This window comes from Clostridium oryzae, assembly GCF_002029235.1.
In the GTDB taxonomy this organism is placed as follows: domain Bacteria; phylum Bacillota; class Clostridia; order Clostridiales; family Clostridiaceae; genus Clostridium_AE; species Clostridium_AE oryzae.
In genome coordinates this window covers 105367-117843 of the sequence record NZ_MZGV01000002.1, presented here as the reverse complement: position 1 = coordinate 117843, position 12477 = coordinate 105367, and the positions used below count along the sequence as shown (strand labels likewise).

Sequence of the window (12477 nt, the reverse complement as noted above, 5' to 3'; positions counted from 1 at the left end):
TGCCAGGCACTTGACAAATAGGAGGGAATTTTATGATTAGTATCAATAAAAATGAATTTAATCAAATGAAAAAAACTGGGAAAGTGTTCACTATATATACAAGCTTTCAGGCAGATGAGATAACACCTATAAACATATTTTACAACATTAAAGGAAAAAACAGATTTTTACTTGAAAGCGCTATTTTGAAGCAGGGCGGCGGTAGATATTCTTACATTGGAGTAGAGCCGTATATGAAAATTTACAGCAGAGGAAGAGAAGTAACTGTAGAGAAAGCTTCAAAAACAGAAATTGTTAATGATGATGTGCTTAATGTGGTTAAAAAATATGTTGATGTGGATTATATGGAAACTGAAGAAGATACGAGCTTTGTAGGTGGAGCGGTTGGATATCTGGGATATGATGCGGTAAGAAATTTTGAGAGAATACCTGATAAGAATGAGGATGTGATAGGGGTTCCGGAAAGCTTTTATAACATTTACAAGCTGCTCATATGCTATGACCATCTTAAACATATCGTAAAGGTAACCTATAATGTGTTCCCAGAAGATGATACAGCTTATGAAGAAATAGAAAGTACTCTTGAAAACATCAGTACTAATATAAGAATACCTGAGAATTATCATCCTATTGAAGAGAAAAAAGAAAAATCAATATGCAAATCAAACTATTCTAAAGAAGAGTTTGAAAAGATGGTAGATAAGGCCAAGGAGTACATTAGAAAAGGTGATATATTTCAGGTAGTGCTTTCTCAGAGATTTGAGATAACTTCGGATCAGGACCCCCTTCAGGTTTATAGAAAACTTAAATCGAGGAATCCTTCACCGTATCTTTTCTATATTGAGTTTGATGGTTTTACAGTGGTAGGGGCTTCCCCGGAAAGTTTAGTTAAGGTATATGGCAGAGAGGTTGCAACGAATCCAATAGCTGGTTCGAGACCTAGAGGAAAAGACGACGCTGAAGATAAAAAACTTAAAAAGGAACTGCTTCAGGATAAAAAGGAGATAGCTGAACATGTGATGTTATTGGATCTTGGAAGAAATGATATTGGAAAAGTGAGTAAGTTTGGGACTGTAAAGGTAAAAAGATTTATGGACGTGGATTTTTATTCACATATTATGCATATAGTTTCTACTGTTACAGGGGAACTAAAGGATGGACTTGATTGTTTTAATGCGTTAAGGTCTTGCTTCCCTGCAGGTACGGTATCAGGAGCACCAAAGATAAGGGCTATGGAAATTATAGATGAACTTGAAAATACAAGAAGAGGAATATACGCAGGCGCTGTTGGTTTCTTCTCTTTTAATGGCAATATGGATAAATGCATAGCTATAAGAACAGCAGTATTTAAAGACGGTAAAGCCTATGTACAGGGAGGCGGAGGCATAGTTTTCGACTCGGTGCCAGAGACAGAGTACGTGGAAAGCATGAATAAAACCGGTATTTTGAGGGAGGTAATATAAGATGCTTGCAATAATAGATAATTATGATTCATTTGTTTATAATCTTTATCAATATGCAGGAGAGTTTGAGCAGGATATAAAAGTCTTTAGAAATGATGCCATAACAGCCGAAGAACTTTACGAGATGAAGCCTGATGCTGTTATTCTTTCACCGGGACCTGGAAGACCTGAAAATTCAAAAGTATGCCTTGAAATACTTGATAAATTAAAAGGTAAGCTTCCCATACTGGGTATATGTCTTGGACATCAAGCTATCGGCTATAGTTTTGGTGGAAAAGTTGTTGGATGCAGCGAGATACTTCATGGAAAGACATCAGAGATAGAGGTAAGGAACTGCAAGGTCTTTGAAGGTTTGGACAGTAGAAATACAGTGATGAGATATCATTCGTTAATTGTAGATAGAGCTTCACTTCCAGACTGTCTTGAGATAACAGCTGAAACAGAGAACGGCATAATAATGGGGTTAAAACATAAGGAGTATGAAATATATGGATTGCAGTTTCATCCAGAATCGATACTTACACAAAATGGTAAAAAGATTATTGAAAATTTTATTAAAAGAGTAGTATGTTAATTAATTTTTGATGGGGTGATATAAATGATTTTAGAATCATTAAACAGGGTTATGTTAGGTGAAAATCTTACTTTGGAACAGGCAGAAAACTGCATGGATGAAATAATGAGCGGGAAGTGTACCAATGCTCAGATAGCTGCCTTTTTAACGGCCATGAGGATGAAAAGAGAAACTATTGATGAGATAACAGGCTGCGCTGTGGCAATGAAGGGCAAAGCAGAACCTTTTAAAATATTAGCTGAAGGCGGAGATGATTATGCTATTGATACCTGTGGCACTGGAGGAGACGGCGGAAGAACCTTTAATATTTCCACTGCAGCTGCTATCGTAGCTGCAGCAGCCGGAGTTAAGGTAGCAAAACACGGAAATAGAGCAGTATCAAGTAAAAGTGGAAGTGCAGATGTGCTTAAGGAGCTTGGTTTTAACATTGAACTTAGTGTAGCTGCTTCTGAAAAATGTCTAAATCAAACTGGAATGACCTTTTTATTTGCTCAGAGCTATCATAAGGCTATGAAGTATGCTGGACCTGTAAGAAAGGAACTTGGTGTACGGACGCTTTTTAATATACTAGGACCACTTACGAATCCGGCAGATATCAAAGGACAAGTTTTAGGGGTATATAGTCCAGAACTTGTGCACAGCGTGGCAGAGGTTTTAAACAAATTGGGCAGGGAGAGAGCAATGGTGCTTCACGGCAGTGATGGCCTCGATGAGATAACTCTTACAGGTACAACAAAGGTAAGTGAAGTAAAGAATGGCAGGGTAATAGATTATGAAATAGATCCTAGGGAATATGGCATGAAGCTTGTGAATATGGAGGCTATTGGCGGCGGTACTCCAGAGGAAAATGCAAAAACTATTAAATTTATCTTAGCAGGGGAAAAGAGTGCTAAAAGGGATATAGTAGTTTTAAACAGTGCTGCTGCCATATATGCAGGGAAAAAAGCTGATAGCTACGCAGAAGGTATAAAAATTGCAGAAAGTATTTTAGACAGCGGAAAAGCGCTTGAAAAACTGAATGAAATTGTAGCTTTTAATGGAGGAGAGCATAAATGATTTTAGATACTATCGTGGAGCTGAGAAAAAAAGATATGCAGCAGCTTAAAAATAGTGAATATTTTGAAAAAATAATGAATGCACCTATAGATACACCTGTGAGGGATTTCAGAGGCGCCTTTACTAAAAAACAGATAGGTATTATTGCAGAGATAAAAAAGGCATCGCCGTCAAAAGGCATTATAGTTGAGAACTTTAATGTGGAGAGAATTGCTGAAATTTATAATGAGATAAAAGTAGATGCAATATCAGTATTAACAGAAGAAACTCATTTTAAGGGTTCGATAGATAATTTGAAAATAGCAAAAATGAAAGGTACTGTCCCCATCCTAAGAAAGGATTTTGTTGTTGATGAATTTCAGCTGATTGAAGCAAGGGTGAGAGGAGCAGATGCAGTACTGCTCATTGCAGCAGTTCTACAGGACAAACTTCAAACCTACTATTTAAAAGCCTCAGAACTTGGACTTCATTGCCTTATAGAAGTTCACAGCAGAGAAGAGCTGGAAAATGCTCTGCAATGTGAAAATGGAATAATAGGCATAAACAACAGAGATTTAAAGAGCTTTAATGTGGATATAGCTGCTACGAAAAACCTTATGCCGTATATTCCTAAGGACAGAATAGTCATATCTGAAAGCGGAATAAAGGATTTAAAAGATGCAGCAGAGCTTAAGGCTATAGGTGTCAGAGGACTTCTTGTTGGAGAGAGCTTTATGAGAATGGTTTATGATGCAGACAAAATGAAGGCTTTTCTTAATGCTATGAAGGAGGCATGAAATCATGACTAAGGTTAAGATGTGCGGCATGAGAAGACCAGAGGATATAGATATAGTTAATGAACTAAAGCCTGATTACATCGGATTTATATTATCAAAGAGCAAAAGGCAGGTATCAGTTGATACTGCGCATCAGCTTGCAGCGTTGGCTGACAGCAGCATTAAGAAGGTTGGTATCTTTGTAAATAGGTCAATAGATTATGCAGCTGAAGCGGCTTTACAGATACCACTTGATATCATTCAGCTTCATGGCGATGAAACTCAAACGTATGTAAATCTCCTCAGAGGAAAATTATTAGAGCATAACCTTTCAGTGGATATATGGAAGGCCATAGGCATAAGAGATAAAGATGACATAGAGAAGATCTATGAATACGACGTAGATGGAATACTACTTGACAGCAAAGTGGAAGTCGGTTTTGGAGGCACTGGAAAGACTTTTGACTGGAGACTTGTTAAAAAAATAGAAAAAGAAAAAAAGATAATACTGGCTGGAGGGCTAAATAAAGACAATGTGAGAAAGGCTATAGAAGTGGTTGAACCTTATGCAGTGGATGTATCTTCAGGGATAGAGAAGGATGGAATTAAAGATAGGGAACTATGCGGAAATTTTATGAAAGAGGTGGAAGGTAAATGAATGGCAGATTTGGAATATTTGGAGGACAATATGTACCAGAGACAATTATGCATGCATTGAAGGAGCTAGAGAAGAACTACAATGAAGCGATAAATGACGAAAAATTTATTGGGGAATATAATTATTATCTTAAGGAATACAGCGGAAGGGAGACACCTCTTTACTATGCTGAAAACTTCACTAAAGAGCTTGGCGGGGCTAAGATTTATCTTAAGAGAGAGGATTTGAATCATACTGGTGCTCATAAGATAAACAACGCTATGGGGCAGATACTTCTTGCAAAGAAAATGGGAAAGAGGAAGGTAATAGCAGAGACTGGAGCAGGACAGCATGGAGTTGCTACAGCTACTGTAGCTGCGATGTTTAACATGGAATGCGAAATATTCATGGGTGCAGAGGATATAGAAAGACAGAAGCTTAATGTTTTCAGAATGAGGATGCTGGGAGCTAAGGTTACTTCTGTAGAAAGCGGCAGTAAGGTGCTTAAGGATGCTGTAAATGAAGCTATGAGAAAGTGGGTTACGAACATAGATGATACATTCTATGTTATAGGATCCGTTATGGGACCTCATCCATATCCAACTATGGTTAGGGATTTTCAGAAGGTTATAGGGATTGAAGCGAGAAAGCAGATTCTTGAAAAAGAGGGGAGACTTCCTGATTACGTTATAGCCTGTGTTGGAGGCGGCAGTAACGCCATGGGAATCTTTTATCCTTTCAGAAATGATACAGATGTAAAACTTATAGGCGTAGAGGCAGCAGGCAGCGGCATTGAAACTGGGAAGCATGCAGCTTCAATAAACGGAGGAAGCCTTGGCGTAATTCACGGTATGATGACTTATGTGCTGCAGGATGAAGATGGTCAGATAGAAAATGCATATTCAATTTCTGCAGGCCTTGACTATCCTGGTATAGGACCTGAGCATGCCTATATGCATAAGACAGGAAGAGCAGCTTATGAAGCTATAAAAGATGATGAAGCATTGGAAGCTTTTCAAAAGCTTTCACTTATTGAAGGAATAATACCGGCTCTTGAAAGTTCTCATGCCGTAGCTTATGCAATGAAGCTTGCTCCAAAACTTGATAGGGATAAGATAATTATTATTAATCTTTCAGGCAGAGGAGATAAAGATATTTACACTGTAGCAAACAGTTTGGGGGTTGAGATTTAATGAATAGAATAGATGCTGCATTTAGCAGATTAAAAGAAGAAAACAGGAAGGCACTCATTACTTTTATAACAGCAGGAGATCCTGATCTTGACACATCAGCAGAAATAATAAAAACAATGGAAAATTCAGGAGCGGATATAGTTGAGATAGGTATTCCGTATTCAGATCCCATAGCTGATGGTCCTGTTATACAGAATTCTTCCTATAAGGCATTAAAGGCAGGGTTTAAGATAAACAATCTTATGAAAAAAGTTAAAGATATAAGAGGCTGCATAAATATTCCGCTGGTTTATATGCTTTATTATAATTGTATATTTAAATATGGTACCGAGAAATTTCTTGAAGACTGTAAGTCTTCAGGTATAGACGGAATAATAATACCAGATTTACCGCTGGAAGAAAGGGAGGAATTTAACAAGCTTTGTGATAAATATGATATATATCTTATCCCGCTTGTAGCTCCGACATCAAATGACAGAATAGAAGGTATAGTAAATGGTGCCAAAGGTTTTGTTTATTGTGTATCTGTAGCAGGAGTTACGGGTGCTAGAAGCGAAATAAAGACAGATATTGCAGAGTATATGAATCAGGTAGCACAATATACATCTGTTCCTAAAGCTCTAGGCTTCGGTATATCAAATGCTGAAATGGCCGAAAAATATAAGCCTTACTGTGATGGAGTTATTATTGGAAGTGCTATAGTAAAGCTTGTAGATAAATATGAGGATATGAATGAAATGCTGAAGGCTGTAGGAGAATTTGTTAAAGAAGTAAAAGCAGTATTGTAAAAATAGCCGCTAGAACTTATAATAAGTATCTAGCGGTATTTTTTTGCAGAATATTAATTAGGTTGACGGAAAAATTACAGTAGTGTAAAATGATTGCAACGATAAAAATGTTAGCAACGTAATAAACTATGTAAACGAAACAGTAGGATTATGCATTAATCAACAAAATTATTTCATTATGCAAAAGACATTTAGCGAATTGTTAGGAAACTTGAAGGTTCAGACTATATAGTGTCAGATCGCTGAAAAGTCAGTATAGAATGGAGAATAATGATGAGTAGAAAAGGGAAAAAAAAGAAAATTTTAAAAATATTAGTTGTAATTATACTTTGTCTTGTATTAGCTGCACTTTTTTTATTTAAGACACAAACTGGAAGAAGAATATTATACAGGCTGGCTGCTCATGTAATACATACACAAGTTCAGAAAACTAAGGATATGGATCAGAATAAGGATACTAAAGCCGTAAACACAAAACCTCAGCCAAAAGATGCTAAACTAGCCGATATTGGCAGCGGACAATATCCAGTAAGAAAAGATAAGCATGTATTAAATTTTCTGCTTATTGGAATTGAAGAAATTGGCGGTGCAAGGAATACAGACTCAATGATGATCGCCTCGTTAAATACTGAGAAAAAAACAATAAAGCTTACTTCATTAATGAGAGATAGTTATGTAGATATTCCTGGATATAGAAGAAATAAATTAAATTCATCCTATGGAAGAGGCGGAATAAAATTATTAGTTGATACCATAGAAAAGAATTACAAAATTAGCTTGAATGGATATGCAAGCGTTAATTTTGATGATTTTGACAAAATGATTGATTTACTTGGCGGTGTAAAAATTAAACTTACAAGGGTTGAAGCTAATTATTTAAATACTACTAATTACATATCAAATCCTAGATATAGACATGTAGTTGAAGGCGTTAATTTATTAAACGGTAATCAGGCACTTGGTTATTGCAGAGTTCGTCATGTTCCGACTTTAGGAAACGTTCCAGATGATTACGGAAGAACTCTTAGGCAAAGAAGAGTTCTTAATAAGATTTTTGAAAAATTCAAATCATATAATGCTCTTAAGCAAATCAAGATTGCAGACCAGGGTTTAAATTATATTACTACTGATTTATCAGAGGATACTATTGCGCTGCTTATTGAAGAAGTTATGGAAAATAAGATTTCAAAGATACATCAATATAGATTGCCAGTAGAAGGTGCATTTACTTCCCCTAAAATATATGAAGGAATTACTTATCCTTTAGTATATGATTGGAATAAGAATATTGAAAAATTATTTATGTTCCTATATGGTGACACTCAAGCGGAGGCACAGCAGCATCTTGTAGAATTACAACAATAAATTCATAAAGGTTATAAAAGGGTGAGTGGCAGTAGTCATTCGCCCTTTTAATCATTAGACTTAATGCTGTATATATTGGAAATGTATTTTAAAAACTGTTTAGCTGTTGAGGAATTGTAGGCATCCAGATTATAAACCGCTGAAATTGTTGAGTCAAAAGTTATGTCTGAGATATTTTTTATAACTGTTTTTGAGCTGTCGGCAAAACCTTTTGCTGATTCGGGAACAATGCCAACGCCTAAGCCTGCATTTGACCAGAAAACTGTAGTGCGTGCATCATCACTTTTACAAAAAATGTCCCATTGAAGTTTCTTTTGCTCCAATATTGAAGAAATAATGGATTCCCATCTGCGATATAAAAGTATAGGCATAGCTGAAAGTTCAGATAAAGTTACGCTGTCAGAACTTATGCAGTTTCTAAAAAAGCTTTCATTTCCTATAGCTATCATATGTTCTTTTAATATATTTATGTATTTGAAAGAGGATAACGCAAATGGAGTCCTGATAATAGCAATATCTAAACTGTTTGCTTTTAGCTGCTCTAGCAGTTCGTAGGTATTTCCTTCGAAGATTTCATAGTGAATATCATGATTTAGCTCATGAAATGGAACTATCAAATTATTGAGAAAAATATTTCCTACTGATGATACAACACCTATTCTCAGCGTTCCGAAGATTCCTTTCTTATACGCTTCCAATTCCTGCAGCGTGAACTTTGATAGATCAAGGATACTGATAGCTTTGCTATATAAAATTCTTCCTGCTTCTGTAAGCTCAATATGCCTAGAACCTCGTTCAAATAGAATACAACCAATTTCATTTTCGAGAAGCTTCATGTGATTGCTGAGAGGAGGCTGAGACATATGAAGTCTCTTTGCAGCAGCGGTTATATTTCCTTCATTAACGATAGTTACAAAGTATTCTAATTGTTTTAAATCCATAATCAAATTCCTTTCTTATAATATATTATTAACTATACTCAAAAGCTATAGAAGGCATACAATTATAATATTATTAATATGGTTAGAAATATGATAATATAACATAAGGAAAAAAGCAAGAAAGGACATAGCGTATGGGAAAATTGTTAATATATTTGAAGGATTATAAGAAAGAAAGCATCTTAGCACCATTATTTAAAATGCTGGAGGCTTCGTTTGAATTACTGGTTCCAATAGTGATGAAGCTTATTATAGATGTAGGTATTAGCAGCCATGATAAAAGTTATGTTTTGAATAAGTGTATAATTCTGATATTGCTTGGTGTAATTGGGCTTACATGTTCTATCACCGCTCAGTATTTTTCAGCTAAGGCAGCGGTTGGATTTGCTGCAAAAGTACGCATTAATTTGTTTAAGCATATACAGACACTATCGTTTTCAGAAATGGATAATATGGGAACATCAACTATGATTACTAGAATGACAAGCGATATAAATCAGGTGCAATCGGGTGTGAACCTTGTACTAAGGTTATTTATGCGTTCTCCGTTTATTGTATTTGGCGCAATGATAATGGCTTTTACCATAAACGCAGAGGCTGCACTTATTTTTGTTGTCGCTATACCTCTGCTTTCCATTATTGTTTTTGGAGTAATGCTTATAAGTATACCGCTATATAAGAAGGTACAGTCAAGGCTTGACGTGATATTGAGGTTAACAAGAGAGAACCTTACAGGGGCAAGAGTAATAAGGGCTTTTCACAAAGAAGAGGATGAAATTAACGACTTTAACGACAGCAATATGAACCTTACAAAATTACAACTTTTTGTAGGACGTATCCTAGGCATAATGAATCCCGTAACTTATGTTATTGTAAACGGGGCCATTGTAGTCTTATTATGGACAGGAGCAATAAAGGTGTCAAATGGAACATTGACTACTGGTGCAGTAATAGCATTAGTAAGTTATATGTCGCAGATATTAGTAGAACTAATTAAATTAGCTAATCTAATAATTAATGTAACTAAATCAATAGCCTGCGGAAACCGAGTACAGAATGTGCTGGATATGAAACCTAGCATTGATAAAAATAAAGCTTTAAATAACATTGATGTGGAACAGGAAAATATAGAAAATGATAGCTTTATAGAATTTAAACGTGTAGCTCTTAAGTATTCTGAAGCTGGTGATGAAGCTTTATCAGAGGTAAGTTTCAGTGTAAAAAGAGGAGAAACTATAGGTATTATTGGGGGAACAGGCTCAGGAAAGTCTTCATTGGTACATCTGATACCTAGATTTTATGATGTTACAGCTGGAGAAATATTAATTAATGGTAGAGATATAAAAGAATATGATGTTGCTAAACTGAGACAGAAGATTGGAATAGTAATGCAGAAGGCTGTTTTATTTAAAGGTACAATTCGTGAGAATTTATGTTGGGGAAAAAGCAGCGCTTCTGATTTAGAATTACAGGAAGCACTTAGAATATCTCAATCGAAAGAATTTGTAGATCAGAAGGAAAAAGGTCTTGAAACTATGATTGATCAGGGAGGCAAAAACCTGTCAGGTGGACAGAAGCAGCGTCTGACAATAGCCAGAGCATTAGTTAAAAATCCAGAGGTGCTTATACTTGATGACAGTGCATCAGCTCTTGATTATGCAACTGATGCGAAACTGAGAACGGCTATTTCAAACATGAAAAATAAACCTACTGTATTTATAGTGTCTCAAAGAAGTGCAGCTGTTAGATTTGCAGATAAAATAGTAGTTTTAGATGATGGCAGAGTATCAGGAATAGGAACACATGAGAAGTTATTGGAAGATTGTGAAATCTATCAGGAGATATGCCATTCCCAGAACATTAAGAAGCAGGAGGCAATATAGATGAGCAAAAGAATAGATGATAAAAAGGAAACTATAAAAAGAGTGCTTAAATATATAAAACCTTACTGGCTTTATGTGGCAGGTTCATTACTGTTTGCTGCAATATCAGTGACTTTAACGCTGTATATTTTATCTCTTATAGGTGATGCTATAGACTGTATGGTTGGCGTTGGAAAAGTAGATTTTGCAGGACTTATTCATATTTTAAAATTAATGGTAACGGTAATTGCTGCTATAGGTATTTTTCAGTGGCTTATGAATATGTGTAACAATAAAATTGTTTATAATGTAATAAAAGATATGCGAAAGGATGCCTTTAAGAAAATACAGATATTGCCTCTGAAATATATAGATCAGCATTCCTATGGAGAAATTGTAAGCAGAGTTATTGCAGATGTTGATCAGTTAGCAGATGGGCTGCTAATGGGATTTACGCAGCTTTTCAGTGGAGTCATTACGATTATCGGAACACTAATTTTTATGTTTTATGAAAGTGCTGCAATCGCAGTTGTAGTGGTATGTTTAACTCCCCTGTCACTGTTTGTTGCCAGCTTTATAGCCAGAAGAACCTATAAAATGTTTCAGTCTCAGTCAGAAATAAGGGGTGAACAGACTGCATTTATAGATGAAATGATTGGAAATCAAAAGGTAGTGCAGGCCTTTGGACATGAAAAAGAGGCGGTTAATACCTTTGAAGAGATAAATAATAGACTTGAAAAAAGTTCGCTATATGCTATTTTCTTTTCTTCAATAACTAATCCTGCTACAAGATTTATAAATGGACTTGTATATACTGGCGTAGGGATTACGGGAGCTATAGCTGTTATTAACGGATCGCTTACAGTAGGTGTTTTGGCAGCTTTCCTTAACTATGCTAATCAATACACAAAACCTTTCAACGAAATATCCGGTGTAGTTACGGAGCTTCAAAATGCATTAGCTTGTGCCAAGCGTATTCTTGAACTTATAGATGAGGAGCCGCAGAACCCAGACCTGCAAAATGCAAAAGAACTGGCAGCTGTAAGCGGGGAAGTTACTTTAGATAATGTAGAATTTTCTTATACGTCAGATAAAAAACTGATAGAAAAATTAAATCTTACTGCGAAACCAGGACAGAAAATTGCTATAGTTGGACCTACAGGCTGCGGCAAAACTACAATTATAAATCTGCTTATGCGTTTTTATGAGACTGACGGCGGCAAAATAAGAGTAGATGGCAATGATATTAAGGAAGTAACCAGAAAAAGTCTAAGAACCAACTATGGTATGGTACTGCAGGATACATGGCTAAAATCAGGAACAGTACGAGACAATATACGCATGGGAAAACCTGATGCTGCAGATGAAGAAATTGTTGCAGCTGCAAAGGCTGCAAGGGCACACAACTTTATTAAGCGTATGCAAAGAGGCTATGATACAGAAATAACTGAAAACGGAGAAGGTTTGTCTCAAGGCGAAAAACAACTGCTGTGTATTGCAAGGGTAATGTTATCTCTTCCGCCGATGCTTATTTTGGATGAAGCCACTTCATCCATAGATACAAGGACAGAGATTAAAATACAGGAAGCATTTATGATGATGATGAAAGGAAGGACAAGCTTTATAATCGCTCATCGCTTATCAACAATTCAGGATGCTGATATAATTCTTGTTATGAGGGATGGACATATAATTGAGCAGGGAAAACATGAAGCTTTGCTTGAAAAACATGGATTCTATTATGAACTCTACAATAGCCAATTTGTTCGTGAAATAATTTAATTATGGAGGATTACAATGCTGCAGCATTTTGTACTGTAAAAAGTTCTGATAATTATATATA

Annotated in this window: 11 protein-coding genes; 10 read left to right on the top strand and 1 reads right to left on the bottom strand. The window is 35.9% G+C overall.

Translation table 11 applies throughout. The features are described from left to right. Positions 1-32 precede the first annotated feature (32 nt). The 8 genes from trpE (at position 33) to CLORY_RS01985 (ending at position 7831) form a co-directional block, all read left to right on the top strand. Positions 33-1463 carry an anthranilate synthase component I gene (gene trpE, locus CLORY_RS02020; protein WP_079421855.1) on the top strand — a complete coding sequence of 477 codons (1431 nt, stop codon included), beginning with the start codon at positions 33-35 and terminating at the stop codon, positions 1461-1463. Position 1464: 1 nt separating this feature from the next. Next, complete coding sequence (locus CLORY_RS02015; protein WP_079421854.1) at positions 1465-2037, top strand: anthranilate synthase component II; 573 nt, start codon at positions 1465-1467, stop codon at positions 2035-2037. Between the two features lie 24 nt (positions 2038-2061). Beyond that, the gene (trpD, locus tag CLORY_RS02010; protein ID WP_079421853.1) at positions 2062-3093 is read left to right on the top strand and encodes an anthranilate phosphoribosyltransferase; all 1032 of its coding nucleotides are present in this window, start codon (positions 2062-2064) and stop codon (positions 3091-3093) included. Then, entirely contained in the window at positions 3090-3869 is a 780-nt protein-coding gene (gene trpC / locus CLORY_RS02005; protein ID WP_079421852.1) for an indole-3-glycerol phosphate synthase TrpC, read from the top strand. Before trpD ends, trpC begins: the two co-directional genes overlap by 4 nt. Before the next feature lie 4 nt (positions 3870-3873). Then, positions 3874-4506 (top strand): phosphoribosylanthranilate isomerase, encoded by a 633-nt coding sequence (locus tag CLORY_RS02000; protein WP_079421851.1) that lies wholly within the window; start codon positions 3874-3876, stop codon positions 4504-4506. Further along, positions 4503-5678 (top strand): tryptophan synthase subunit beta, encoded by a 1176-nt coding sequence (gene trpB, locus CLORY_RS01995; RefSeq protein ID WP_079421850.1) that lies wholly within the window; start codon positions 4503-4505, stop codon positions 5676-5678. The genes CLORY_RS02000 and trpB overlap by 4 nt, the downstream gene beginning before the upstream one ends. After that, positions 5678-6466, top strand: coding sequence for a tryptophan synthase subunit alpha (gene trpA / locus CLORY_RS01990; protein ID WP_079421849.1), 789 nt, complete (start codon positions 5678-5680; stop codon positions 6464-6466). Before trpB ends, trpA begins: the two co-directional genes overlap by 1 nt. 273 nt (positions 6467-6739) lie before the next feature. After that, positions 6740-7831: an LCP family protein gene (locus CLORY_RS01985; protein ID WP_169911495.1), complete on the top strand. Its 1092-nt coding sequence runs from the start codon at positions 6740-6742 to the stop codon at positions 7829-7831. Between the two features lie 47 nt (positions 7832-7878). Here the strand turns inward: CLORY_RS01985 and CLORY_RS01980 are convergent, their stop codons facing one another. Continuing rightward, a complete protein-coding gene (locus CLORY_RS01980; RefSeq protein ID WP_079421847.1) occupies positions 7879-8772 on the bottom strand; it encodes a LysR family transcriptional regulator in 894 nt (297 codons plus the stop codon). Positions 8773-8906: 134 nt separating this feature from the next. On the opposite strand from CLORY_RS01980, the gene CLORY_RS01975 reads away from it, so the two are divergent. Further along, the gene (locus tag CLORY_RS01975) at positions 8907-10655 is read left to right on the top strand and encodes an ABC transporter ATP-binding protein (RefSeq protein ID WP_079421846.1); all 1749 of its coding nucleotides are present in this window, start codon (positions 8907-8909) and stop codon (positions 10653-10655) included. Then, positions 10656-12416, top strand: a complete 1761-nt coding sequence (locus tag CLORY_RS01970; protein WP_079421845.1) for an ABC transporter ATP-binding protein — start codon at positions 10656-10658, stop codon at positions 12414-12416. It abuts the gene before it with no gap. Positions 12417-12477 lie beyond the last annotated feature (61 nt).